Genomic DNA, 25,493 nt, shown 5'->3' on the forward strand with positions numbered 1-25,493 from the left:
GGCAGTCGGTACTACGATCTGGGCTTCCGTGTCGCGAGGACGCTTCCGCCGTAAGGTGGAAGCTCACCTTCTGTCCTCTTTACATTTTTACCTGTTTCCCCTTCGCATCCGTCTCCCATCTCACCGCAGCACTGCCCCGTTCATTCCGGTACCCGCGAAGCGGGTTCGCGATATTTTTGCTCAGGGAACGGACCAATGCCGCTGCCGACTCAATCATGACCGATAGAATCATACTTGCGCTATCAGGGGAATCCCTCGACGCCTGAGGCACATGAAAAAGGATGCCAATCCCGGAAAGGTCATTGCGGAGCTGAGTTTCCAGTTCCTGGTCTGGGTGACCCAAAAGGTCGAAAAATTTCCGCGTACACACAAATTCACGATCGGAGACCGGATTCAGGGGCTCGTGATCGACATTCAGCAAGGCCTCGTCGAGGCTACCTACACGCGGGATCGGGCTGCGCTGCTGCGGCAGGCGCAGCTGCAACTCGAAAAACTCCGCTTCCTGTTCCGGCTTGCCGCCGAGATACGCCTCATCAATGCAGACAGCTATCAGCATGCCGCGCGCCAAATCGACGAGATCGGGCGAATGACAGGCGGCTGGCAGAAGGCCCACCATGCCCAGGCGCCACAACGACCTCTTTCCGCAGATCGCCTCCTTCGAGGCTCTGAGACGGGCAGCCCGGAAAGCGATCCGCGGCAAGCGTAGGAAACGCGGCGGCGCCGCCTTCCAGTTTGCTCTGGAGCGGGAGCTGCTTGCACTTGAGCGTGAGCTCCTTTCGGGCACTTACCGGACGGGCCGGTATGTCGAGATCGAACTTGTGCGCCCGAAGAAGCGGCTCGTTTCCGCCGCGCCGATGCGCGACCGCGTGGTCCAGCATGCGCTGATGGATGTGATCGGCCCGATCTTCGATCAGGGTTTCATCGGCAACAGTTTTGCCAATCGGATTGGCAAGGGCACCCACCGGGCGATTGGGACGTATGAGCGCTACCGCGATCGACATGCCCATGTCCTGCGCTGTGACATCTTCCGGTATTTTCCGGCGATCGATCATGAGATCCTCAAGCATGACTTCCGGCGGCGGATCAAATGCCCGCGCACGCTCATCCTCATGGATACGCTGATCGATGGGTCCAACCCGCAGGAACCGGTCAACCTGCATTTTCCGGGGGACGACCTGTTTGCGCCGTTTGCCCGCAGGCGCGGACTTCCCATCGGTAACCTGATGAGCCAGTTTTCGGCAAACCTCTATCTCGATCCGCTGGATCATTTCTGTACGGAAGTCCTGCGCGCGCCATACCTGCGTTACGTCGATGATTTTGCGCTCTTCCATGATGATCCGGCTGTGCTGGCAGGCTGGCGGGATCGTATTGCACAGTTCCTGGAAAAGCGCCGTCTGCGCCTGCACCCCCGGAAGACCTTCGTGGCTTCGACCGGCGAGCCCGCAGAGTTTCTCGGCATGCTCCTTCATGCGAACGGCAAGCGCGCCCTGCCGGAAACCAATATCCAGGCCTTCAAGGGTCGCCTGAAGGGTATGGTCCGTGCGGTGCACGCCGCAACCCTGTCGCACGAAGACATGGCAGCGAGGATTGCATCCTGGCAGGCCCATGCCAAGCATGCTCACACGTACGCCGCGCGGCGTGCGATTCTCGGGCGGGCGATGAGGCAGCTGCGCGCCGGGACCTGACCGGCCTCCTTGCTCGAACCGCGTGAACCGCGGCGGCTCCTGGAACAATACCCCGCAGAACCTGCGCTCCGCGAACCGCAACTGGAATACGCCCGGCAATCGGAACAACAATCTGGGCTTCCGTGTCGCGAGCACGCTTCAATTGCCAGGGCTGCCCGCGATCATGCGTCCGGGCAGGCGTGCCGGAAGCGTCCAGGGCCGGTCCTGAAGAAAGCCGGTTGCGCCGGCCCCGCCCCTCGCCTTGCCGGACATATGAGCCGGGGCGAGGGGCGGATCAGGCAGGCCCGACCGCTCCGATTGCCGCCAGCTCTGCCGCAATCGCGGCCACAACCAGTCGCTTCTCGTCCTCGAAGGCGTGGCGTGCGTAGACGCCGATCACGCCGGATGACGTGTGCTGCGTCAGGGCGCGGATTGCATCGAGGCTGCAGCCTTGCCGCTGGGCAAGGGTGACGGCGGTCCGGCGCAGGTCGTGCAGGCGCCAGTCAGGCCCGCCAAGGGCCTTTCGCAGTCCCTCCATGCCATTGGAGCTGCCCGTATAGGGGCGCTGGCCGAGGCTGCCCGTACCGAACAGGTAAGGGCCCTCCAGCTTCGGCCAGTGCCTGAGGATTGAGAGGGCAGGGGCGCTCAATGGAACGGCATGCAGCTTGCCGGATTTCATCCGGGCGCCCGGAATGGTCCAGGTGGCCCGCGCAAGATCGAGCTGGTCCCAGCGCATGGCTTCGACCGATCCCCGCCTCTGGGCTGTGAGCAGGCAGAGCTTCGCGATCGTCGCCATGACGCCGTCCTGGGCAAACAGCGCGGCGATCTCATCGTCGGTCAGGATCCGTTCCCGCGCCGCGACCGGCCTCGGCGGCTTCAGGTCGCGCAGGGGATTTAGGGGCACCAGGTCCCGCTCGGCGCACCAGCTCAGGAAGTGGGTGAGGTAAAGGTAGAGCTGGCGGCGCATCGCCGGCGTGTCGCCGAGGCTGTCCAGCAGGTCCGCGAGCGACCGGCGGGACAGGTCGATCAGCGCGCGCCTGCCAAAGCCCGGCAGGAGATGGACCTGGAATGCGCTGCGCTTGGACTCCGCGGTCCTCGGGGCATTGTTCGTCAGGCACCAGTCGAGGTAGCGCGAGGCCGCCTCCGCCACCGTCAGGTGCCGGGCCTCGACCCGCGCGGCGCGCTCCGCCTTGGGGTCGGCCCCGTCCGACGCCCGGGCGAGCTTTTCATGGGCGAGCCTGCGGGCATCAGCCAGCGACACGCCGGGATACCGGCCGAGCGTCATCGACCGGCGCGTCGTCGATCCGGGCAGCCGGTAGAACAGCCGCCACGACTTCGTCCCGTTCAGGGAAACAACGCACTGCAGCCCCGGCGCCCCGCCCACAAAGGCGGTCCCGGCAAGGCGCTGCACGTCGAGCGCGGTAAGCGGTTTCAGGCGGCTGGACATGATCAGGCTGTCAGCATCAGGGCGGGGAGGGCCCTGCAGTTAGAGGGTCAAGATTCGTGCCAAATTCGTGCCAAAAAATCCCGCCAGAGGCAATCCGCGGCGAACAGCCATGGACAGAGATGGAAGAATTGAATAATAAAAACAATGGAATGACGAATATCTGCGAACACCCGCGAAAGCGGGCAAACTGCCATGATACTAATTTGTAATCAGAGGGTCGCGGGTTCGAGTCCTGCAGCCGGCACCACTTTAGCCCGTGATTTTTCCAGCATTGCCTTAATCCGCCCTTCAGCGGTCTGGTGATAGCGTCTGGAGATGAGAAAAGGCCTTACCGGAATCCTGATGATTGCGGCGCTGCTGATCTGGCCGCTGGGCGAGGCGTTCCAGCTGGTCTCGGTCTGTTGCTGGGTGCTCTCGGTGCTCATCTGGATGCGCATGGACCATGGCACGGGCCGCGCCAGCTGGCGCCTCGGCTCTCGCCTTCCCTGGGCCAGCGATGTGGCGCGCACCGAAGCTAGCTTGCAGCCGCGCCCGGACCTCGCGCCAAACCGGTCTGACGACTGAACTGAGCCAACGGCCCAGCCTCACGCGGCTTCCTGGCAGCTTGACTTGGCAGGCCCTGGCGCCTGCAATGCGCAGTGTGCTTTTCGGAGGGAGGCCCACATGCGACCCATACTCTGTGCAACAGATTTTTCGGCGCGATCTGAACCGGCCATCGCGCGCGCCAGGCTGCTGGCATCGCAGTTCGGGGCGGAGCTGGTCATGGTCCATGTGCTGGATGAGGACCTGCCTGCGGCACTGAGAGACAACCACCGCGCATCTGTCGAGGCGATGGTGGCAGACGCAGCGGGGAAGGCCGGCGCACGCTGGCGGCTGGAAACAGGCGATGTCTACGAGGCACTGCTGGCCGCCGCAGAGGCCGAAGGCGCCGGGCTGATCGTGCTGGGCGCGCCGCGGCGCAATCTGCTCCGCGCGCTCTTCTCCGGCACAACGGCGGGGCGGGTGATCCGGCATTCCGGCTTGCCCGTGCTGATGGCGGCCCAGCCCGGCGCGGCGCCTTACCAACGGATGCTTCTCGCGGCGGACTTTTCGGCGGGAGCGAAGCGAGCGGCGGAGACGCTCCGGGACCTTGGCCTCGCAAAGGGCGCGAAGCTGACCGTGCTCAACGTGTTCGATGCGCCTGCGATGCAGGCGCTGACGCAGGCGCAGACGCCGCAGGCTGACATCGCCGCCTATCTGCTGGAGGAACGCATCCGGGCAACGGCGCTTCTGGACGGCTTCATTGCAGAGGCAGGGCTGGCCGGTGCAGACCCGATGCTCAAGCTGGCGCAGGCCTCGACCAGCCGGGTGATCCTGGCGGCCGCAAAGGAAGCGGGAGCAGACCTGATCGTCATGGGCACAAGGGGCCAGAGCGGCCTCACGCGCTTCCTGCTCGGCAGCGTGACGGAGGAGGTGCTCCGGGCCTCTGAAATTGACGTGCTGGCCGTGCCGCCGGCGCAGGGGGCTTAGGCCGGGGAGCCCGCCTTGCGCGGGCCTGCCAAATGCGGCAAGCCGGGCGGAAAATCGTGAGACGGGGAGCGCCGGAGCGGAATGCAACAGGCGGAAGATTTCAGGGCAGAGTGCCGCGCGCTGCATGCACTGGTCGCGGCGGCGCCCGTCTCGCGTTTCGCCGAGCCGACACAGTTCAAGGGCTGGGGCATTCATGACGTGCTGCAGCACCTGCATTTCTGGAACCGGATGGCCTTCCTGCAGCTGGAAGATGAAGCCGAACTCGTCCGCCTGCTGAAGGCGATGGCGGCGTCTGGCGGATCCATGCGGGCGTTCGAGAGCGCCAAGCTGGCTGGGCTGGAAGGTACGAAACTCGTCGATACCTGGGAGCGCCAGTTCGAGGAGACGGCAGACCGGTTTGCCGCTGCTGATCCCAAGGCGCGCCTTAAATGGGCGGGGCCGGACATGAGCGCGCGTTCCTCCATCACGGCACGGCTGATGGAGACCTGGGCGCACGGGCAGGAAGTCTATGATCATCTGGGTACGGTGCGCCGCAATGAAGACCGGATCGGCAATATCGTGATGCTCGGCGTGAACACATTCGGCTGGACCTATGCGACGCGGCGCGAGACGCCGCCCGGCGAGATGCCTTACCTTTTACTGACGGCGCCCTCCGGCGCGGTCTGGACACATGGGCGCGAGCAGGCAGGCGAGCGGATCGAGGGGCTCGCGGAGGAATTCTGCCAGGTCGTCACGCAGGTGCGCAATATCGCTGACACCTCGCTGAAGGTGACTGGCCCGGTCGCAGCGGACTGGATGTCCAAGGCGCAATGCTTTGCCGGCCCGCCTGCCGCGCCGCCCGCGCCCGGAACCCGGTTCACGGCGCACGCGCCAGCCAGCTGACTTATTCCGTACACACTCAAAGAAGGTTCAAGCCCCATGTCCATCCTCCTCCTCGAAAAGCGCGGCCCCATCGCCGTGATGACCCTGAACCGGCCTGAGATGATGAATGCGCTCGGCCAGGAGGGGGACGGCCCGGCGGTCGCCGCTGTCTGCGCCGAGATCATGGCGGACCCGCAGATCCGCTGCGCAGTGCTGACGGGCGCAGGGCGCGCCTTCTCCGCGGGCGGCGACGTGAAGGCCATGAAGGAGAAGACCGGCGCCTTCGGCGGCAGCCCGGCGGATATCCGCGAGGGCTATCGCCGGAACATCCACATGATCGTCCGTTCGCTGTATAATCTGGAAGTGCCGCTGGTCTCGGCCATCAATGGCCCGGCGATCGGGCTTGGCTGCGATGTGGCGTGCATGGCTGACATCCGCATCGCCTCGGAAACCGCGAAGATGGGGGTGACCTTCCTGAAGCTGGGCCTGATTCCCGGCGATGGCGGCGCCTGGCTGCTGCCGCGCCTGATCGGGGGATCGCGCGCGGCGGAACTCCTATTCACCGGGGATGTTATCGACGCGAAGACCGCGCTCGACTGGGGCCTTGTGAGCCGTGTGACGCACCCGGACAATCTGATGGACGAGGCGCTCGCCCTGGCCGGCAGGATTGCGCAGCAGCCGCCGCAGGCGTTGCGGCTTGCCAAGACGCTGATGCGCCATGGCACGACGGCGTCCTATGAGGCGATCATGGAAATGTCCGCCGCCTCGCAGGCGCTGATGCATGAGACCGATGACCATATCGAGGGCGTCAATGCGATCCTCGAAAAACGCGCGCCGGTGTTCAAGGGCAAGTAGCGCGCAAGCTGAAGATCCGGACAGGGAGCGTTCCCTTCCGGATGTGGCGGCAACAGGGTCCTGCGGATGGGGCGATGGCCCGATTTGTCCGGGGACGGAATGCTTACTCTACAGTTTGGTATTGGTGTCCCCGGCGTCCCGGAGCCTGCCGCCACCCGCAGTTTGAGCCAGGTCGTGATGACGAAACACGCCCGGCCCGACCCGAAGCCGGACGATCCGGCTTCGAGGAGCAGTATATGGCGGGGCGGGACCCGGTCGGATTGGATTTCTGGTGTTTTTTATTGTTGGAGCGCGCAGGACGGGCTTTGAGCGTTGTTTTGGCGGCATTTTCCAGGTCCCGGCCTTCGCCGGGATGACAGGGGAGGGGTGAGTTTTTGTGGGGATAGAGGCATACGAACCCGGCAGAAACAGGAGTGTTAGTTTTACACACTAACCTCTTTTTCATGTCACCCCGGCGGAAGCCGGGGCCCAGTTTCAAGCAATGTTGCGCTTCGGGATTCTGGATCCCGGCTTTCGCCGGGATAACAAGAATTGAGGTTAGGGAAAGCTACGCAACCACCCCTGCCGTATACAGAGCATCAATATCCGCTTCCGTGCGGCCGAGGGCGCGCAGGACGTCGCGGGTGTGCTGGCCGGGGGTTGGGGAAGGGCCTTTGGGGCCGTCATCGGCGCCCGGGAAACGGACGGGCGAGGCCGGTGAGGGATAGGTTGTGCCGTCGCCCTTGGCGCTGGGGGTCTGCACGATGGCGCCGGCGGCGTGGGCCTGCGGATCGGCAGCGACTTCGGCGAGGGTCTGCACCGGCGCCCAGGCGATGGACTCCGCATCAAGCCGGGCTGCGAGTTCGGCCATGTCATAGGCGCCGAAACCAGCGTCCAGGATGTCCACCACTTCGGCATTGTTGGCGCGCCGGCCCTTGGCGGAATTGAAGCAGGGATCGGCGGCGAGCTCCGGCCGGTTGATCACCCGGCAGAGCGGGGCCCAGTCGGTCTCGCCCTGACGCGCGACGATGCAGAACCATTTGCCGTCCCTTGTCTGGTAGAAGTTCGAGATCGGAACATTCTGCTCATGGCGCCCCTTGGTGGAGGCGACGCGGCCGAAGAAGAGCTGGATCGCAAGGTCGGAACCCATGGCATAAAGCCCGGTGCGGAAGAGGGAGGCTTCAACGAGGCGGCCCTTGCCGGTGCGCTGGGCCTCGACGAGGGCCGCGCAGATGCCGGCGGCGGCGGCGATGGAGGTCGTGTGATCGCCAAAGGCGGTGCGCAGGGGGAAGGGTTCCTGGCCCTTGGGGATGGTGAGGCTGGCGACGCCGGTGCGGCTCCAGAAGCTCGCAATGTCGAAGCCCGGCCGGTCGGCATCCGGGCCTTCGAGGCCATAGCCGGAGAGCGAGCAGTAGACGAGTTTCGGATTGAGGACGCGGATGGACTCGTAATCGAGGCCGGAGCGGGCGAGGCCGCCGGGGCGGACATTGGTGAGGAACACATCGGCGCCGGCGACGAGGTCTCGCAAGAGGGCCTGGCCATCAGGTTTGGACGTGTCCACGACAACCGACTGCTTGCCGCGATTGTCGAAATCGAAGACGGGATTGTCCTGGATGTCGGTGCCGATGGTGCGGAAGAAGAGGCGGATCGGGTCGCCGCCCGGCGGCTCGATCTTCACCACATCCGCGCCCCAGTCGCGCAGGATGCAGCCGGCGCCGGGGGCGGCCATATAGGTGGCGTATTCGATGACGCGGATGCCTTCCAGCATGGGATCCTCCCGGTATGGCCCTGATTTGCCGGGCAGACTAACCGGGCCCGTACTGGACGGCCAACCCGTGCCGCTGGGGCAGCGCCTCAGCCCGGGCGGCGGGCTGCGCCGGGTTCTTCTGACAGGGCGCGGGCCTGGCCGACCCAGTCGTCGCGCTCGATACGGCCCCGGAAGTGGAGGAGCTTGCCATCGACATAGGCGATGTCTGCCTCGGTCCATTCGGCGATCTGCCAGAAATAGAAGACGCCTACTTCGTGCAGGAGTTCGGTGAGGATCGGGCCGACACCGACGATGCGGGCGAGTTCGTCGCTTTCCCCGAAGGCGGCATGGGTCAGGAGGTTCGCCTCATCATCCGGCCTGCGGGCAGCGGCGATGGCCTTGAGATGGCGGCTGCGGGTGGCCGGATCGGCCGCTGGCGCCGTGGCCGGATCGGCGGGGGCGGTATGGGTGCCAGCGCCATTGGCCGCTTCAGAGCGCGGCTGGGCCGGTTCACCCCGGGCGCGCAGCATGTGGTGGATGGCGGTGACGCCGTATTCGAGCGCCGTCAGCCGGTCCTCAAGGGCGGTGATGTCCTCGCGGGAGATGTCCTGGCCGCTGCGGTCGCTGACGCTCTCCTGCAGTGCGGCGAGGCGGCGTTCGATCAGTTCGGCGCGGGGCAGGGCGCGCAGTTCGGCGCGCACCGAGCCGAGGGCTGCATCCACGGCGGCGAGCTGGCCATAGACGGGGTCAAGGTCCGGACCACGGCGGGCGGCGACCACGTTGAGGTCTGCTTCCATGCCGGCGAGGGTGGAGATGAGGGCTTCGTTGATTGGCGCGGTCGCCGTGAGGCGGGTTTCGATCTGGGCGATGCGGTCCGACAGGTCGATGCCGAGCTCGGACAGGCGCAGGTAGACCGGGCCGAGATCGGTGCCGGCGGGAATGTCGATATCGGCAATGGCGCCGCGCAGCGCTGCGAGCTGGCCGGCGAGGTCGGCGAGTTCGGCGCGCGCATCGAGGGCCGGCAGTTCTGCTTCGATGCCGGTGAGGCGTTCGGAGACCTGCGAGAGATCGACCTCCGGCAGCTCGATCTGCGAGAGCGTCAGGTCGAGCCGGGCAAGGCCGCTATGGACGGGGCCGAGGTCCACTTCCGGGATCCGGATGGCGGCGATGGCCGCGTCCAGCGCGTCGAGCCGGGCGGTGAGCGGCGCAAGGTCGGTCTCCGGGATATGGAAGGCGGCGAGACGCTGATCCAGCGCCGTGAGCCCGGATTGGAGCGGCGCAAGGTCCGGCTTTGGCAGGTCAGCCAGAAGCCGGGGCACGAGCTGGTCGAGCCGCTCGGAGAGTGCCTGGAAACGGGTTTCGAGGTTGGAGGCGGATGCCTGCTCTGCCGATGCCAGCCGGGTGACGAGCGCTTCGTGCTGCTGATCGCCGGCGCTCAGGCGGGCGCCGAGCGCGTCGAAGCGCTGGAACAGCGGCGCGAGGTCAGACTCTAGCAGATGGTGGGCATTCAGCGCCGCCGTGATTTCCTGGCGGACATCGTCCCGCGTCAGCGCGCGCCCTTCTGACAGGGCCGCCTCGACCTGCCGGGTGAGTTCGGCATGGGTTTCCGTGACATCGACAAAGCGGCGGCGAAGCCACCACCAGGCGAGCGCGGCGCCGAGACCTGCAGCCAGCAGCATGAAGAATATGATCTGGATCAGCAGGAACCACATGGGACGTCTCTGTTCTGGAGCGGGGTGGCGGGGGGCGTGGCGGGCATCATTCGTCTGCCCGAATGATGCGAAGTTCGATCCGCCGGTTGCGGGCGCGGCCTTCAGCGGTGGTGTTGTCAGCGACAGGCTCCGCCGCGCCGCGCCCTTCGGCGACAAGGCGCCCGGCGGGCACGCCGCGATGGATGAGGGCGGCGCGGACGGCTTTGGCCCGGTCGAGGCTCAGCGCCTCGTTCAGGGATGCGCTGCCGGTGGAGTCGGTATGGCCTGTAACGCGCAACATGCCCGGGCAATCGGCAGCGGCGCGCGCGGCCAGATCGAGCACCGGGCCGCTGGCGACCTGGATCATGGTGCTGCCAGTGCCGAATTCGATGCGGGCGGCTTCGAGCAGGCTGGACAGTTCCGCCTGGCAGGTCTCGACGGTTTCGGTGGAAACGACCTCGATGCTGGCGGGGATGCCCGCCGGGACAAGGCTCTCGGCCTGGGTCTGCAGCGTTTCGCCGGGCTCGTCCGCCGTCTCGCAATGTAGCCGGAAGCCGTCGTCAGCGAAGGCGGCGATGCCCGCTTCGCACGCCTCGAGCAGCGCGACGCTGCCGGACGCGAGCGCGTCAAATCCTTCCGGAGCTGTTGCCCCGAGGATTTCCAGTTGATCGGCGATGTCGCTCACGGCGTTTACTGCCTGCAAGCTGCGGGCCGCGTCCATCACCGTATCATAGCTCGCCTGATCCGGCAGGGCGCCGCTGAGGGTGAGGCGTGTGCCGGAGCGGCGGAACTGGAAGCCCGGTTCGGGCGGGCTGTCGCCGGTCTCAGGGGTGATGCTGAGGGTGTTCGCCTGGGGGCGGGCAGTCGCGGTGGTGGCGGCAGCCGGCGCTGCGAAGCCGGTTGTGACGCGGGTGACGGGCCGCGCGCTGCCGAGCCAGGTCTGGCGCCGTGCGGCGCGCACCGCATCTGCAGCGCGCACAGCGGCTTCTGGGGTGGGGGGGCTACCTTCGAGGCGGACCCATTGGCCGGACACCGTGACCGCCGCCCAGTCCTCGCCCGCTGCTGCCAGAGCGCGCGTCGCGGCCTCGCGGGCGCCCGCCTGGATGACATTGAAGGCCACAACCGTCAGGCAGATCATGAACAGGACGATCAGGCCAACAAGGGGCGGGACGGCCCCGGGAAAGAAAGGCGCCGCCGGATCAGCGCGGCGGTACAGCCGGCCGGTCGCGGCGTGTGGCCGAATGGCTGCAGGCGTGGCGGCCGCAGGCGTAGCGGCCGGTGCGTCGTCTTCCATGCTGGCCCCTGTTTCGACCCGGCTGGCAGGGCACCTGCCGGAGTCTTCTTTTATCCCCAAGTAAAGCCATAATGGCAGGCCCGCCGCAATACAGAGACACGGGCACCATATGTCATGGATGTATCAGAAAAGTGGTATCCTGCCCTGTAAATAAATAAGTTTTCCTGATGCAGGGCGCCGGGGCGTGATGCAGGATTATGCAATGCTGCCTGCAGGACTTCCCGCAATGGGAGAATGTTTGCGGTTTTACTCTGGCAGGAAGAGTATTCATCGCGGAAGGATGGCTTGAAAAGCCAGCGCGGCAGCGGGTTTACATGGCGCAATGATGCAAGAGCTTGATACAGGATTGCCCGGTTTTGGGACATTGCCGGACGGGGTCCTCGCCGCGCTCGTGCCGCTGGAGCTGTCGGGCATGGCCGGATTCCCGCTGCCGCCTGAGGAGGAAGCGTCCATCGCCCGGCTGAGGACGGCGCCCCTTCAAGACGCGCGGCGGGCAGTGCTGACGGCCCGGCGGCTGCAACTTGCTGAATGGACCGGGGAGGCGCCAGAGGCGCTGCACCTCGGGAAGACCGGCGAGGGCGCGCCGGTTATGATCCATCCGCAAGGCTGGACGGTGTCTTTCTCGGATGCTGACCGCGTGGCGGCGATGGCGGCGGCGCCGGGGTGGCGCGCGCTGGGCATTGATGTGGTGCGGGCCGGACCGCGCGACTGGCGGGCGATGCTGAACATGGTGTGTGCGCCCGATGAGGCAGCGGCGTTTCTGGCAAAGTGGACGCGGGAGAATGAGGCGGCGACCGCCTTCAACCGGATGTGGGCCATCAAGGAGGCAGCGCTGAAGGCGGGCGGCCGCGGAATGCGCGCCGGGGCGAAGACTGTACGGGTACGGATTGGCTGGCTGGAGGGCCCGGCAGCGTTTGAGCTCTCCCTATCCGGACGGGTGCTGGAGGGCGTCTCCGTAGAGGCGGGCGGTGTGTTTGCGTGTCTGGTGGCTGGGCCGGTCACCCGTCCCGCGTGAACGCGATGGTCAGCGGATTGGCCTCATAGATTCGCAGGCCGTCGCACCAGAGCGAGCCCCGGCCCGTGACGAGGCGGCGGCGGGCATCGCCGGCGATATCCGTGATTTCCATGACGGTTGTCACCTGCTTCTTTTCGGGCGTGACCTGTCCGCGATAGGTCCACTTCACCGGCATTCCGGCGGCGAGCGTTTCGGCGCGAGCGCCGGGCATGTCATCGGTCAGGCCCTTGAGGATACTCGCCCGCATCAGGAGCTGGACGAGGGCATCGAGGCCGAGCGAGCCCGGCTGGACCGGATCGCCGAAGAAGTGCGCTTTGAAATACCACGCATGCGGATCTACAGCCTGCCGCCCCCGGGCGAGGCCGAGACCCGCCGCGCCGCCGTGCGGATCGAAATAATCTGCGGTATCGAGCATCCGGAGCTGGCCGGCGGCGAGGCGGTCATCCGACGGGGACAGGTCTTGCTGGGCGGGCGGCAGGGCGAGGCAGGCCTTGTCTGCGGCGTTGGCAGCGAGGCCCGCCTGGCGCACGAGCGCGGCTGCAGGGAAGAAGCCGAACCGCGTCATCAGGCGCATCACTGGCGCGCCGGATTTCAGGCGGGCATCCAGCTCGAAGGTGACGATGGTCATGGGGCCAACCTTCGAGTAGGCTGTCAGGGTCGTCTCGACACAGATGGTTCCGTCGCCGGGCTTCAGGGTACGGAAGACATGGCCGTCGCCTTCGAGGTTGCGGAACCGGTCGCCGCCATCAAGGGCGAAACCGCAATGGCTGGCGAGCCAGCCGCAAGGCTGAAGCACGATTTCCGAGAGCACGGAGAAAGGCATCTCGCCATTCCGGTTGCAGCCGAAATACCACGCATCCGGAGGGATATCGTATTCGGCGGAGACGCGGGCGCCGGCCTTGCGCACGCCGGGGCGTTCGGTGACATCCGTGACGCGGGACATCATGTGATAGGGCGGCTGGGGCAGGCGGGGAACGGAGCCTTCAGTGTCGAAACGCTGATACATCTCTCCGAAGGCGGAGGAAGGCGCACCATTGGCGCAGTCAAGCAGGGCGGCATAATCACCCCTGCTTTCGCGCTGCGGCCCGACCCGGACAGGCGCGGGCGAGACGCGGGGCGCGGGCCCGTTGCGGCGCAGCTGGATGCCGAAGCGGGGGCAGTAGAAGACCTTGCGCCCATCACTACGGGCGAGCAGGGCGGCGAAGATTTTCGGGGTCTCGCCGTCTATGATTTCATCAATGAAGACTTCATAGGTGATCTCATGATCCGTATCCGGAATGACCTGCCCCCGGCAGATGAACTTCGCGGTTTCGCCGGGGATGGGTTCGAAGACATGGCCGTCTCGTGTCAGCGTCAGGCCAAGGGCCGTGGCGTAGAATTCGAGCGCCTGAACGGCGGCTTCGGCCATCAGCGTGCCGGGCATACAGGGGTCGTTATGGAAGTGGCCCTGATAGAACCAGGCATCGGTAGGCGCGAAGGCGCGGGCCTTGAGATAGCCGCGCTTCCATGGCCCGCCTTCGGGGTCGAATTCCGGGACTTCGTGGATCAGGGCGAGATGGTCATCCGGCAGGTGTACCGGGAAGGAATGTGCGGCGGAGAGTTCGAAGCCCGGGCCGAAACAGTCATATGTGTTGCCGGACTGGAAGCGCGAGACATCGGCCTGCGAGAAGGCGCGTCTGGCGCTGGCGCGGGAGATGTCTATGGGGGCGATGTTGGGCGTGGGCGGCGGGCTGGTGGCCGCGTCCCAGGCGACGCCCTTGCCGGAGGCGAGTTCTGCATCCGAGAAGAACCCCGCCTGACCCTGGCGCACGGAGAAGACGGGGCGGCCAGCGGATTCGCAATCATACTGGAAGAAGAACATCCGTACCCCGCCGAAATTGGCGTGCTGGGTGATCTCGATCTGGAATTTCAGCGTGTCGCCGGCCCGCGGCAGGCCGCTGTCATGGAAGGTGATCTCGCAGCCCAGCAGGCGGTAGACGCGCTCGTCGCGATTTTTCAGGTCGGCGCCCATCCAGCCGATCAGGGTGAGGTCGGCCTGTCCGCACTCGATCAGCGGGCCCGGGCGGATGCGGCCCTTGTGGAGCATCCAGTGGCCTTCGGTGAGGTCCGTCTCTGTCCAGATGACGCCTTTGCCTTCGACGCCGGCTTCGGCCTCGATGCCGGTGATACGATCGACGAGCAGAAGCGGCGGGGCGGGCAGGCGGACGTTGCGGGCGTAGCGGTCCTGCTCGGCAAAGGCCGGGCCGAAGAAATCCGACATCGGGCCGCGCGAGGCTTTCTCGATTGCCTCCCGGTTCCAGGATTTGCCACTGGGCGCGCGCCGCATGAGGGGCTGGCGGCCGGACAGGACGGCTTCTGGCTGGGGCAATGTTGAAGACGGCGTTCCGCCGGGGGGCGGCGGGAAGGGGACCGGGGCCGGGGGCGGCGCGGTGGGCGAGAGACGGGCGTAGACCGGAGGTGGAAGCGGCGGCGCAAGAGGCAGGCCGGGCGGGCAGGTGAACGGCGTACCGACTTTCGGGATCACCGGCGGAGCAGAGTGCGCCCCGCGGCTGACCGGCAGGGGCGGAGCAGAGCGCCAGGGATGAGCCCGCGCCGCGTCGAGCCGGGCGGCAATCGCGGCGATCTGCACATCCCGGCCTTCCGCGAAGAGGGCGGCGGCGAGGCGGGCGATCTGTGTCAGGTCTGCGGACTCAATTTCATCTGTAGCCAGAGCAAGGTGAGGCTTGTCTTTCAGCGTCAGGCGGATCGACTGGGTGAGGGAGTCGCGAGGGCCGACTTCGACAAAGGTCCGTACACCGTCTTCCCAGGCCTGGCGGACGGTGGCGGGGAAATCAACTGTGGTGACTGCCTGACGCGTCAGCATGTCCGCGACTTTGGCCTTGGTGGGCTTGTAGGCGGCGTTGATGGCATTGGCGTAGAGGCGGGGGCCATCCGCGATGCGGGAGACGGGGCGGGTGTGCAGCTGACGCCATTTTTCGGCGAAGGGCTTCATGGCGCTGGCATGGACGATGAGGTGCTGGTGCATCAGCGCGCCGGCCCCTTTGCCGATGGCATCGGCGACGGCGCGGCACGCCTCGGCGCGGCCGCCGATCATCGAATCCATTTCGGAATAGATGATCATGATCTCGACATTCGGATGGGCCGCAACGGCGGCGCGGACCTTATCTATTGGCGCGCGCAGGCGCCAGTTGGTCCAGTCCGAGGGCACGTTCCGGCCCCATGCTTCCCGGGCGGTTTCGAATTCCCCACCGAGATGGCGCTCGTACATGGCGGCGTTGGAGATATCCTCCAGAAGGCCGCCCATATCGTTCCAGTACCCGAAGGCGAAGAGCGCGTTCGACTCGCCGAGGGAGAGGCCGATGGCGGCCTCCGGCTGCAATCCGAGGACTTCGCGCAGGAGGATCACATGCGCCTGTGTCAGCAGGCTGACGGCGCAGAGCTGCTCGAATTCGGTGAGGCTCGATTTGGCGAGAACCGGGGTCATCGCCTGCGCCGCAGGGATCCCGGCCAGTTTCGCGGCGACTTCTGGGAAGGCGGACAGGAGGCCGCGGCCCATGCGGGGATAGGAGGCGGCCGAGCCGGTGAAGGCGAAGGCGAGTTCGCCTTGCGCCGCGCTGTCGCCATAGAATACGCCGTCCCCGGACGGGTGTGCGCCATCCTCGAGGGACTGAGCGGCGGTGCGGCTGAGGGCTGCAAGGTCTTCCGCCGAGTTTGCAAGGAGAGCGATGCGGCAGCGGCCCCGGCCGCCCTGATCCCCTTTGCCGAGGCGCTTTGCGAGGGCAGGGCGTGAGCCTGCAGCAGCCCAGAAGAGATGCGGCGCCGGGCGGAGCATGTCCGGGGACGAAGGGACCGGCGCCGGTGTGACGGTGATCTGCGGTGCGGATACGGCAGACCCCATTTCAAAGGGCGCAGCAGCGCTGGCGAGACAAGGCGCGGCGAGGCCGGCCTCATCCATGGGCGCAAGCCCCCGCGCGGCGAGAGCCAGCCGGGCGGCGACGGAGAACAGATCATCCGCCGCCGGAGCATGGCCATAGACGGCAGAGAATATGGGCGTGCTGGCAGGCCAGCCTGTCTCTTGGGCTGATGGCGCAACAGTTCCGTAGATGCGGTCTCCGGCGGCCTCTGCATCTGCGCGCCGCTTGAGGACGATCGCGGCGGCCTTGTCGCCAGGGGCGTCGATGGTATGTGCACTGACGGGTTCCGTGCCGAAGTCTGCCGCCGCCACGACGGCAAGGTCGAGGGAGCCCTGGCGCAGCGCATCGCAGGCGGCATCTAGAGCGGAGAGGCCGGAGCCTTCCTCTGCGGAGATGGCAAAGCCGCGTCCGCGAAAATCCTCAGCAACGGTCAGCCGGTTGGCTGTCATGTTGGCCATGGCGCCGAGCACGTCGGCGGCGACGAGCGGCGGGGCGATGGCGTCGATGTCTGCAGCGGTTGCGGCTCCTGCAGCAGCGATCCGCTCACGAAGGAGCCAGCGCGCGGAATCATTGGCGCAGCGAACGCCGGTGAACACACCGCAGGCCTCGGGCGCGGGGCGACTGACGCCTTCCAAAGCCATCGAGGCGGTGTCAAGGATCGCGAGTTGCTGGGCTTCGGCGCGCAGGAGATCGGCCGGCGGCGTGCGGGCGCGGACGGGATCGGCGCCAACAGTCGTTGCCACCGGCGCCGGCGCGATGGGGGCATTCATCAGGCGGCGGAGAACCGCGCGTTCGCCCCTGTCGGGGCCTGCCATGAGGCCGATGCCGCAGATGACGATGTCGTCAGTGGGCGGATCGTCTGCAGGCAGCGTCTTGCCGTTGACATAGCCTGCGCGGGGCTCGTGCTGTTCGAGGATCAGGTGGGAATTGTTGCCGCCGAAGCCGAAATTGCTGATCGCTGCGCGCCGGGGCGCGCCATTGCGGCGCCAGGGCTCAGCCTCACGCAGCGGCTGCATCCCATTGCCGGCAAGGGCCGGGATGAGCGCGCCGTCCAATGGCGTCGGGGCCAGCGTTTCATGGCGGAAGGAGGAGGTGAGTTTCAGGAGGCTGGCAAGGCCCGCAACCGTGATGAGGTGGCCAGTGTTGGCTTTGAGGGAGCCGATCGGAAGCGGACGGCTGCCAAAGACGGAGGCGGAGGCGGCAATCTCGACACCGTCGCCGACGGGCGTTCCGGTGGCGTGGCATTCGAGGTATTGCACCGTATCCGGATTTATGCCCGAGACTTCATACGCGCGGCGCATGGCTTCAGCCTGGCCGCCAGAATCGGGGGCGAGCAGGCCTTTGCGGCGGCCATCATTCGAGAGACCGATGCCGCGGATGACGCCGTGGACGGTGTCGCCCGCCTTCACGTCTGACAGGCGTTTCAGGATGACCGCGGCGGCGCCCTCGGAGGGGACGAGTCCATCTGCGCCCGAAATGAAGGGGCGCGAGCGGCCCGTGGGGCTCAGCGCCTTCAGGGCGCTGAAGCCGATATGGAGGATGAGATTGTCGGTGGCGTTGACAGCGGCGACGGCGGCGATATCGACCTGGCGGGCGGCGAGTTTGCGGCAGGCAATCTCAAGCGCGTAGAGCGAGGAGGCGCAGGCGGCATCGAGGGCGAAGGCCGGGCCTGTGGCACCGATGGCTTCCGCGATCAGTTTTGCGGGGTAGCCGGAATTCAGAAGGTCCGTGGACGGCCGGTCTGTGCGACCATGTTGCCAGATGTCAGCGGCGTATGCGGCCTTGGCGCGGCTGGGATACATGAGGTTTGCGAGGATCACGGCGCGGCGATGCGGGGCGATACTCTCGAAGTCTATACCGGCTGCGGCGCTGCGCACCGCCTCCAGCGGCCAGCGGCAGACGGGGTCGAGTTCGGGGGCATCAGATGGCGTATCTTCGACGAGGCCGGAGACCCAGGCCGGATTGCCAGCGCCGCGCTCCGGGAAGCCGAGGCGAGCGGGCGGCACGCGGGATGTGACGACGCGCTTTTCCGCGACGATGTTCCAGAGGTCTTCCGGGCTGCGCGCGGCGGGCAGGACACAGCCTTCGCCGACGATCGCGATGGGCTCAAACCGGCTCACGCCTCGCCCTCCATCGTGCCGACAACGAGTTCAATATCTTCAAAGGCTCCGCCGAGAAGTTCGCGTGCGAAAATACGGGCGCCGTCTTCCAGCGGAATGAGCGGCACGCCCTGCGCGCGGAAATGCTCCGCAAGCGTCGCATCCACCATGCCGCCTTCCCACGGGCCCCAGTCGAACACTTTCACGCGGACCCCGGGCTGGCTGGCAGCAATATCGCGGCCTGTATTGGCGAGGATGGCATTGGCCATCGCATAGTCCGCCTGCCCACGATTTCCGAAGAAGGCGGAGGCGGAGGAGAAGAGCGCGAGATGTTTCAGGGGGCGTCCGTTCAGGGCGTGGAGAAGGTTGAAGAGGCCATCGGCTTTCGGCGCGAAGACGCGCTTCAATTCGTCCTCGGTTTTTTCATCGGCGAGGCGGTCTGCGATGATGCCGGCGCCGTGGATGAGGCCGGTGATGGCGCCGAAGGTGCTGCCGATCTGGTTGATCGCGGCGACGACAGAGCCTGCGTCTGCGGTGTCCATGGGGATGTAGTGGGCCGCTGCGCCGGTTTCGTGAATGCCGGCGAGGGTCGTACGGATTTCGAGGCCGGCGAGGGTAGCGCGGGCGGCTTTGTCGATGGCGGCGGGGGCAGGCTTTTCGCCGCGCGCGCGGGCAGCAAGGGCGAGCGCGCCGCGCAGGGATTTGAGGTCGGCCGTCTCGGCGATTCCTTCCGGCCACGGAGCAAGCGATGAGCGACCCGCCAGCAGGAAAGTACCGCCTGCGAGGCGCGCTAGTTCGATGGCGCAGGCCGCCGTGACGCCGCGCGCGCCGCCGGTGACCAGCCAGACGGCGCCGGGATCTGCAGGCGGCATGTTCTGTGCGGGCGGGGATGTGCGCAGCAGCGGGCGGGAGGCGGAATACGACGCGTCGAACCAGAGGTCCGTCTGCGCACTCTTGAGCCAGGGCAGAAGGTGGGCGGCGGATGCCGGATCATCCGAGGGCAGAGTGAAACACACCGACCGCACATCCGGCCATTCGATGCGCAGCGTGCGGGCGAGGCCTTCGAGGCCGGATGCGCTCCTGGCGCTCTGCAGGAAAACAAGGGTTGCGCCGGGGCGCTTTGCGGCGCGGGCAGCCAGCAGCGCGGCCCAGTGACGCTCCGCCAGGGGCGCGTCCGCGAGCCCTTCGGTGATGAGGGTGAGGTTTGCGTTGCCCGTGGGCGTCTGCACCATCGGTGCTGGCAGGCCGCCCCCGGCCAATGCGGCGGCCAGCGCGCCGGCATAGCCCGTCGCCGCGCCGGTTATTTCTGCGGGGCCATCGGGCAGGGTGGCTGCAGGCGTATGGACCGCCTGCCATGTGACGGCGCGGACCTCGCTCAGATAGGGCCGGAAAGATGGTTCGGGACGGCGGGCCGGCTCAGCGCCGCTGCCATCCCTCAGGCAAAAAAATCGGCGATTTTCCGGATCGTGCGCAGCTCCGCGAGGTGTTCGGGGTCGACCTCCGGCAGGGCGGGATAGCGGTCGCGCAGAGCCGAGAGGATTTCGACCTGCTTGATCGAGTCCACGCCAAGCTCGCCTTCGAGGTCCATGTCGTCTTCGAGCATGTCTTCCGGATAGCCGGTTTTCTCGGCGATCAGGCTACGGACGGAATCGGCGGAGACCGCGCCATTCGCGGCCGGGGCCGCGGGCGCGTGGCTGGCAGCGGGCGCAGCGGCAGGCTGGGCAGGGGCGGGCGCAGGGGCCGCGCCTGCGATCATTGCGGCGATGGCCGAGATGGTGCGCAGTTCGACGAGGCGTTCGGGCTCGATCTCAGGCAACTCCGGCATCCGGTCGCGCAGGGTGGAGAGGATTTCGACCTGCTTGATTGAGTCGACGCCAAGCTCGCCTTCGAGATCCATGTCAGCTTCGAGCATGTCTTCGGGGTAGCCGGTCTTTTCAGAAATGATGGCGCGGACAAGCGCGACCGGATCGGGACCAGCGGCAGCCGCCGGACGGGACGCCGGGGCGGGAGCCGGAGCTGGCGCAGGCGCCGGGGCGGGTGCAGGGGCAGCCTGCTGAACAGGGGGAGGAGCAGGGGCTGGGCGCACAGGCTCGGGCGCGGCGTGGCCATTGGTGTAGGCGCCGTTTGGTTTCGCGGCCACGGGGGCAGGCGGCGGCGGCGCGATGGCCATGGGTTGCTGCGCTGCGGGCACGGACGGCGCGGACTGAACGGGGAGCTGCGCGCCGCCGAGGAGGGAGGCAGCCGCGTTGAGATAGGCCGTGTGGGCGGCGGCGGTGGTGTGGAGGTAATCCTGATGGCGGAGGGACACTTCCTGCCAGATGCGCTCGACAGCGCTGGCCGGGGCAACCGGCGGCGGCAGCAGGGCGGGCGGGAGAGCGGCGGATTTGCGGTCGGGTTCGGACATGGCCGGGGGGATCCTTTCCGGGGGCGGCGGGAGGGGGGCGGAAGCGGGGGAGTCTGTCTGGGTTGCCGCTGGCTGCGGCGAGGGCGGCGCAGCTGCGCGCGGCGGATTGATCGGGGCGCGGCCGGCGGCGCCATCCTTGGGCGGGTAGGGCCGGTCGTGATTGGCGCCGGTGAGCATCACGGCATGGCGCGAAGGCAAAGGCTTGGGCGTGGGGGCGGGCGCCTCGGCGAAGAGGGCGGCGTAATCGACAGCGAGGCCGGCCACGCTGAGCGCGCCGAGCGCGGTCAGGAATTGCGCGGCGCCGTTGGTGCGCTTGTTGTCGAGCGCAATGGCCGTATGCGGACGGGTGCCCAGCGTGTCGCCGACGAGGCCGGTGACGACATTGCCGGGGCCGACTTCGAGGAAAAGGCGCGCGCCGGCCTCATACATCGCCTCGATCTCTTCGCGGAAGCGCACAGGCGAGGCGATCTGCGAGGCAATGGCGGCGGCCATGTCTGCGGCCTTGGCCTTGTAGGGCGCGGCGGTTGCGTTGGCGAAGACGGTGAGGCGGGGCTTGCGCAGCTTCTGGGCGTCGAGGGTTTGCTGGAAGGGCCCGACGGCGCTGCTGACGACGCTGGAATGGAAGGCGGTGGCGACGGGCAGGCGGAAGGATTTGAATCCGAGTGCGGCGACCTTTGGCTCGGCAGCCTGAATGGCGGCGAGGGGACCGGAGAGGACGACCTGGCTCGGCCCATTGTCGTTCGCGATGACGAGGCCGCCGCCAATCTCGTCCACAAGGCTGCGGATGGACGCGGCTTCGCACTGGACGGCAAGCATGGCGCCTTCGCTGGAGGCGGCGGCGTCTGCCATGCACTGGCCGCGCGCTGCGGCGATGGTCAGGGCGGTGTCTGCATCGAAGGCGCCGCCGAGATGCAGGGCCATGATCTCGCCGAAGGAGTGCCCGCCGGTCATTTCGGGGCTCACGCCGGCGGCTTCGAGCAGGGCAAGATGAGAGAGCGCGACGGCGGCGATGGCCGGCTGGGCGTGCTGCATCGCGGTGAGGCGCTGGGTCTGGTTGCCGAATTCGACCTGGTCAAAGGCTGCCGGGGGAAAGGCGAGGCGGTGCAGTTTCAGCGGGCCGGTGACGGGATGGCTCGCGGCAGCGTCCCACACCCGGCGGGCAGCGGGGAAAGCCATCGCAAGATCAGCGCCCATGCCGACATACTGGCTACCCTGACCGGAGAAGACGAAGGCGATCTTGCCTTGGCTGGCCGGCTCGAGGCTGAGGCTGCAACCTTGTGGCAGGGGCGCGCGGCCGGCGGTGCCATCCTTCAGGATCGCGGCGATGCGGGCGGCCTTGGTGAGGAGGTCGTCCGGCGTGGTTGCGACGATGGCGAGGCGGGCAGGGGCTGCGGGTTCAAAGCCGGTGTGGGTCGCGCTGGCGGCAGCGGCGAGGCCATCTTCCGTGGGCGGATGGGCCGCGAGGACGGTGAGTGCGGCGGAGAGACCGGACGCATCCTTCGCGTGGAGCAGGAAGAGTTCGGCCGGCAGGACGCGCGGGGCCGGGGCGGCGTTCGGGCCGGTATATTCCTCAAGCGTCACATGGAAATTGCTGCCGCCGAAGCCGAAGGAGCTGACCGAGGCGCGGCGCGGACGGCTGTCAGCACTGACCCAGGGGCGGGGCTCTGTATTGAGATAGAAACAGGCGCTGTCGCGGATCGCTTCGGCGGGTTCCTCGATCTTGAGCGTCGGCGGGAGCACCTTGCGGCGCAGCGCCTCGACCGCCTTGATCAGGCTGGCAGAGCCGGCGGCGGCCTTGGTGTGGCCGATCTGGGACTTGACCGAGCCGATGGCGCACCACGGACCCGTGCCGGATGCGGCTTCGCCGAAAACGTGATGGAGGCCTTCGATCTCTGCCTTGTCGCCGGCGCGGGTGCCAGTGCCATGGGCTTCGACGAGATCGACAGCTTCAGGGCCATAGCCGGCCTGCTGGTAAGCGCGGCGCAGCGCGCGGGCCTGGCCGGAGGGGAGCGGGGTGTAGATCGCGGTGCCCTTGCCATCCGAGCCGCCGCCGAGGCCGCGAATGATCGCATGGATGCGGTTGCCATCGCGCTCAGCATCCGAGAGCCGGCGCAGGGCCAGCATTCCGATGCCTTCGCCGAGCATGGTGCCGTCGGCCTGTGTCGAGAAGGGCCGGCAATCGCCAGTCGGCGAGAGGGCCGGCGTCTTCGAGAAGCACATGAACATCAGGATGTCGTTCAGCGCGTCGACCCCGCCGGTGAGGACCATGTCGGAATCCCCGGCGCGCAGTTCGTGCATGGCGATCTGCAGCGCGGAGAGGCTGGAGGCGCAGGCGGCATCGGTCACATAATTGCTGCCGCCAAGGTCGAGCCGGTTGGCGATGCGGCCGGCAACGACATTGCCGAGGAGGCCGGGGAAGGTGCTCTCTTTCCAGTCGGCATAGTGCGCTTCGATGCGGCGGGCGATGGCCTGCACTTCATCCTCCGGCAGGCCGGACTGGCGCAGGGCGTTGACCCAGGCGGGGCGCTGCAGGCGGCCAGCCATATGGGCGGTGAGTTCGGTGGCGGACGCCACGCCGAGGATGACGCTGGTGCGCGTCCGGTCGAACTTACCGCTGGAGTCGCGCTCGAAATCATCCAGCGTCATCTTTGCCGCAACGAGGGCGAGGAGCTGGGCGGAGTCGGTCGTCTGAAGCTGGGCAGGCGGAATGCCGAAGGCCAGCGGATCGAAGGCGACGGGCGAGAGGAAGCCGCCGCGCCGGCCATAGGTGCGGTCCGGGGCGAGCGGGTTCTGGTCGTAATAATCCTCAATCAGCCAATGGGTTGGCGGGGTATCGGTGAGGAGGTCGCGCGCCTCGAAGATGTCGCGCCAGAAGCCGGTCGTGTCGCCGCGCCCAGGGAAGATGGCGCCGAGGCCGACGATTGCGATGGGGTCGGCCTGGGCAGGGCTGGGAGGGGGGACGGCATCGGTCATCGGATCACTCGAACCTGATCGGGCGGTAGCTGAATAGCTCGGCGGGGACGGCCACACCGGCGGCGCGAAGCTGGCCCGCTCTGGTTATCCGCGCGGCGCCTTCCATGAGGTTAAGGGCGATCTGGCGGACGGTGCGGTTTTCAACCGGCTCCAGGAAGCTGCCGGCCACCCATTCGTTGAAGGCGCCCATGGCCGGGCCGCACCAGATCTGGAAATCCGCCTTGCGGGTCTCGACCCCTTCGCGGGCCCATTGCGCGCCCATGAACAGGTAGCGCCGGGCGACGAGGGCGAGGCGCTTGTTGCCGTCCTTGTCCGCGCGGGTGGCTTCTGCGGGATTGACGGACTGGATGTAGGCGCGGGTTGACGCCCAGGCAGCATCGAAGGTTTCGCCCAGCACATCGTCGATCCATTTGCGGTCGGCCTCTGGCAAGGTCTCGTAGCTTTCCCCGCTGCGATAGAAGCCGTGAAATTTGCGCCCGCGCATGGCGAACAGCGTGCCGCGCTTCAGCACCTGAACCTGCACGCCCTGTTCGAACATGTCGGCGGCGGGCGCCATGGCGACATCGGCCGGGCCGGCCTTGGCGAGCAATGCGCGCCCGGGTGGGGCGAGGCCGGATTCGACGGCGCTCTGGTTGATCGTGCCGGTGAGCACATAGGCCGCGCCCATCTGGAACGCGGCGGCGACGGCCTGCGGGGTGGCGATGCCGCCAGCGAGGCCGATGCGGATATCGCTCTCGGCGAAGCCATGCCGGGCGGCGATCCGCGACCGGGCCGCAGAGAGCGAGCTGTAGAGAACGCTGGCCGGGCGATTATCGGTATGGCCGCCGGAATCGGATTCTGCCGTGATCTCGGCGGCCACGGGAACCATCGAGGCAAGGTCAGCCTGCGCGGGCGTCAGCGCGCCGGAGGCGACGAGGTCCTGCAGCATCTTTTCCGGCGGCGGCGCCATGAAGGCTTCGGCGACTTCGGCGCGGGAGACCTTGGCGAAGACATGGTTCTGGCGCGTGACGCTGCCATCCGGCGAACGGGCAAGGCCGAGCGCGGTGTAGCGTACGACATCCGGCGTCAGGCGCATGAAGGCGGAGGCCGACACGCGGCGGACGCCCTCGGCGAGGAAGAGGTCGATGACCGCTTTTTCCTGTCCCGGCTCCTGCGGGGAATGGATGAGGTTGGCGCCCCAGGCGGGACTGCCGGCACCAAGGGCCGACTTGATGGTGGCAAGGCCGGCGCGGATTTCCGGGATCGGGAGACCGGCGCTGCCATAGAAGCCGAGGCCGCCGCAGCGCACCGCTTCAATCACCATCTGCGGCGTGGCGATGCCGCGTGCCATTTCGCCGGCAACATAGCAGAAGCGTGCGCCATGAAGGGCCGAGAACGCCCGGTCGCCCAACCATTCTGGGTAGACGGGCGGCAAGGCATAGGCAGGGGAGGCAGTATCCCCGCGCGGCGCGCCCGCCAGGACGGACAGGCTGCCATCCGGCGAGGCCACAAGCAATGCGGGCTCTCGCGGAGCCTCGATCGCGCGCCGGGTGTGATCTGTCACAGTCATTGCCTTTCTGGCCGGTCAGGCGATCCTTCGAATCGTCAGCGACGACCTTAGGGCGCTTCCCGGCAGGAGGACAACTGAAAAGCCGGAAAAAGGCGTGTTTACGTACCGCCCGTGCTGGATGTTTCTATCGCTGTGCGAAGGACGCCGCGAAAGTGCACACAAGCTGCCCGAAATCTGGACGGGATGGCCGGCGCAAGACGGTGCGGGCACACTGCTGCTGCAAACATTACGGATGACTTCAACAAAACAGGAGTTCTAACTTCTTCTGGGCGGGCTTTGGCAAAAGGTGTTGGAGATAAATGCGCCAATCTAACCACGGAGTCCTCAGGATGGGGAACGGAGTCGAAGACCAAAATCTTTCAAATAGCGGCAGTGAACCTCCCCGGGTTTACCGGAGGCTCCTTTTCTTGAGAGATTGGAGCCATGACAGAGCAGAGAAGACAGGGGCGGTATTCGCCTGAGGTGCGTGAGCGCGCCGTAAGAATGGTTGAG

The 25,493-nt window shown here is 67.0% G+C and carries 16 protein-coding genes; 8 read left to right on the forward strand and 8 right to left on the reverse strand.

The features are described 5' to 3' along the window. Nucleotides 1–271: 271 nt before the first annotated feature. The 3 genes from avd to ACK4SV_RS14960 are packed head-to-tail and all read left to right on the forward strand — an operon-like array spanning nt 272 to nt 1,893. Nucleotides 272–706, forward strand: a complete 435-nt coding sequence (avd, locus tag ACK4SV_RS14950; protein WP_409918644.1) for a diversity-generating retroelement protein Avd — start codon at nt 272–274, stop codon at nt 704–706. After that, on the forward strand, nt 615–1,685 hold the full coding sequence (locus ACK4SV_RS14955) for a reverse transcriptase domain-containing protein (RefSeq protein WP_409918645.1): 1,071 nt from the start codon (nt 615–617) through the stop codon (nt 1,683–1,685). Before avd ends, ACK4SV_RS14955 begins: the two co-directional genes overlap by 92 nt. A gap of 22 nt (nt 1,686–1,707) precedes the next feature. Further along, nucleotides 1,708–1,893 (forward strand): SUMF1/EgtB/PvdO family nonheme iron enzyme, encoded by a 186-nt coding sequence (locus ACK4SV_RS14960; RefSeq protein WP_409918646.1) that lies wholly within the window; start codon nt 1,708–1,710, stop codon nt 1,891–1,893. A 66-nt stretch (nt 1,894–1,959) separates the two neighbouring features. Here the strand turns inward: ACK4SV_RS14960 and ACK4SV_RS14965 are convergent, their stop codons facing one another. Then, entirely contained in the window at nt 1,960–3,111 is a 1,152-nt protein-coding gene (locus ACK4SV_RS14965) for a tyrosine-type recombinase/integrase (RefSeq protein ID WP_409918647.1), read from the reverse strand. A 315-nt stretch (nt 3,112–3,426) separates the two neighbouring features. On the opposite strand from ACK4SV_RS14965, the gene ACK4SV_RS14970 reads away from it, so the two are divergent. The 4 genes from ACK4SV_RS14970 to ACK4SV_RS14985 all read left to right on the forward strand — a co-directional run bounded on the left by ACK4SV_RS14970 (nt 3,427) and on the right by ACK4SV_RS14985 (nt 6,336). Then, a complete protein-coding gene (locus ACK4SV_RS14970; RefSeq protein ID WP_409918648.1) occupies nt 3,427–3,675 on the forward strand; it encodes a hypothetical protein in 249 nt (82 codons plus the stop codon). A gap of 99 nt (nt 3,676–3,774) precedes the next feature. Further along, complete coding sequence (locus ACK4SV_RS14975) at nt 3,775–4,620, forward strand: universal stress protein (RefSeq protein WP_409918649.1); 846 nt, start codon at nt 3,775–3,777, stop codon at nt 4,618–4,620. Nucleotides 4,621–4,701: 81 nt separating this feature from the next. Next, nucleotides 4,702–5,502, forward strand: coding sequence for a TIGR03084 family metal-binding protein (locus ACK4SV_RS14980; protein ID WP_409918650.1), 801 nt, complete (start codon nt 4,702–4,704; stop codon nt 5,500–5,502). 36 nt (nt 5,503–5,538) lie between these two features. Then, the gene (locus ACK4SV_RS14985) at nt 5,539–6,336 is read left to right on the forward strand and encodes a crotonase/enoyl-CoA hydratase family protein (protein ID WP_409918651.1); all 798 of its coding nucleotides are present in this window, start codon (nt 5,539–5,541) and stop codon (nt 6,334–6,336) included. A 547-nt stretch (nt 6,337–6,883) separates the two neighbouring features. Here ACK4SV_RS14985 and ACK4SV_RS14990 read toward each other — a convergent pair. From ACK4SV_RS14990 to ACK4SV_RS15000, 3 genes are all read right to left on the reverse strand, one after another. After that, a complete protein-coding gene (locus ACK4SV_RS14990) occupies nt 6,884–8,083 on the reverse strand; it encodes a CaiB/BaiF CoA transferase family protein (RefSeq protein ID WP_409918652.1) in 1,200 nt (399 codons plus the stop codon). Nucleotides 8,084–8,169: 86 nt separating this feature from the next. After that, nucleotides 8,170–9,774 carry a hypothetical protein gene (locus tag ACK4SV_RS14995; RefSeq protein WP_409918653.1) on the reverse strand — a complete coding sequence of 535 codons (1,605 nt, stop codon included), beginning with the start codon at nt 9,772–9,774 and terminating at the stop codon, nt 8,170–8,172. 46 nt (nt 9,775–9,820) lie between these two features. Next, nucleotides 9,821–11,047 (reverse strand): OmpA family protein, encoded by a 1,227-nt coding sequence (locus tag ACK4SV_RS15000; protein ID WP_409918654.1) that lies wholly within the window; start codon nt 11,045–11,047, stop codon nt 9,821–9,823. Between the two features lie 322 nt (nt 11,048–11,369). On the opposite strand from ACK4SV_RS15000, the gene ACK4SV_RS15005 reads away from it, so the two are divergent. Continuing rightward, nucleotides 11,370–12,062 (forward strand): 4'-phosphopantetheinyl transferase family protein, encoded by a 693-nt coding sequence (locus ACK4SV_RS15005; RefSeq protein ID WP_409918655.1) that lies wholly within the window; start codon nt 11,370–11,372, stop codon nt 12,060–12,062. Here the strand turns inward: ACK4SV_RS15005 and ACK4SV_RS15010 are convergent. The 4 genes from ACK4SV_RS15010 to ACK4SV_RS15025 form a co-directional block, all read right to left on the reverse strand. After that, on the reverse strand, nt 12,046–18,096 hold the full coding sequence (locus ACK4SV_RS15010) for a beta-ketoacyl synthase N-terminal-like domain-containing protein (protein ID WP_409918656.1): 6,051 nt from the start codon (nt 18,094–18,096) through the stop codon (nt 12,046–12,048). The two genes, ACK4SV_RS15005 and ACK4SV_RS15010, sit on opposite strands and share 17 nt — an antisense overlap. Continuing rightward, entirely contained in the window at nt 18,093–19,307 is a 1,215-nt protein-coding gene (locus tag ACK4SV_RS15015) for an SDR family NAD(P)-dependent oxidoreductase (protein WP_409918657.1), read from the reverse strand. The genes ACK4SV_RS15010 and ACK4SV_RS15015 overlap by 4 nt, the downstream gene beginning before the upstream one ends. 203 nt (nt 19,308–19,510) lie before the next feature. Beyond that, complete coding sequence (locus ACK4SV_RS15020) at nt 19,511–23,452, reverse strand: beta-ketoacyl synthase N-terminal-like domain-containing protein (protein WP_409918658.1); 3,942 nt, start codon at nt 23,450–23,452, stop codon at nt 19,511–19,513. A gap of 4 nt (nt 23,453–23,456) precedes the next feature. Next, nucleotides 23,457–24,995: a PfaD family polyunsaturated fatty acid/polyketide biosynthesis protein gene (locus tag ACK4SV_RS15025; protein ID WP_409918659.1), complete on the reverse strand. Its 1,539-nt coding sequence runs from the start codon at nt 24,993–24,995 to the stop codon at nt 23,457–23,459. Nucleotides 24,996–25,493: the final 498 nt, after the last annotated feature.

The organism is Hyphomonas sp., assembly GCF_046313735.1.
Lineage (GTDB): Bacteria > Pseudomonadota > Alphaproteobacteria > Caulobacterales > Hyphomonadaceae > Hyphomonas.

Bases quoted from the DNA above. Each gene is read 5' to 3' on its own strand.
- ACK4SV_RS15020 (WP_409918658.1), bottom strand. From the start codon at position 23,452: ATGACCGATGCCGTCCCCCCTCCCAGCCCTGCCCAGGCCGACCCCATC.
- ACK4SV_RS15000 (WP_409918654.1), bottom strand. From the start codon at position 11,047: ATGGAAGACGACGCACCGGCCGCTACGCCTGCGGCCGCCACGCCTGCA.
- ACK4SV_RS14965 (WP_409918647.1), bottom strand. From the start codon at position 3,111: ATGTCCAGCCGCCTGAAACCGCTTACCGCGCTCGACGTGCAGCGCCTT.
- ACK4SV_RS15015 (WP_409918657.1), bottom strand. From the start codon at position 19,307: ATGGTGCAGACGCCCACGGGCAACGCAAACCTCACCCTCATCACCGAA.
- ACK4SV_RS14980 (WP_409918650.1), top strand. From the start codon at position 4,702: ATGCAACAGGCGGAAGATTTCAGGGCAGAGTGCCGCGCGCTGCATGCA.
- ACK4SV_RS14955 (WP_409918645.1), top strand. From the start codon at position 615: ATGCCCAGGCGCCACAACGACCTCTTTCCGCAGATCGCCTCCTTCGAG.
- ACK4SV_RS14970 (WP_409918648.1), top strand. From the start codon at position 3,427: ATGAGAAAAGGCCTTACCGGAATCCTGATGATTGCGGCGCTGCTGATC.
- ACK4SV_RS14990 (WP_409918652.1), bottom strand. From the start codon at position 8,083: ATGCTGGAAGGCATCCGCGTCATCGAATACGCCACCTATATGGCCGCC.
- avd (WP_409918644.1), top strand. From the start codon at position 272: ATGAAAAAGGATGCCAATCCCGGAAAGGTCATTGCGGAGCTGAGTTTC.
- ACK4SV_RS14975 (WP_409918649.1), top strand. From the start codon at position 3,775: ATGCGACCCATACTCTGTGCAACAGATTTTTCGGCGCGATCTGAACCG.
- ACK4SV_RS15005 (WP_409918655.1), top strand. From the start codon at position 11,370: ATGATGCAAGAGCTTGATACAGGATTGCCCGGTTTTGGGACATTGCCG.
- ACK4SV_RS14985 (WP_409918651.1), top strand. From the start codon at position 5,539: ATGTCCATCCTCCTCCTCGAAAAGCGCGGCCCCATCGCCGTGATGACC.
- ACK4SV_RS14995 (WP_409918653.1), bottom strand. From the start codon at position 9,774: ATGTGGTTCCTGCTGATCCAGATCATATTCTTCATGCTGCTGGCTGCA.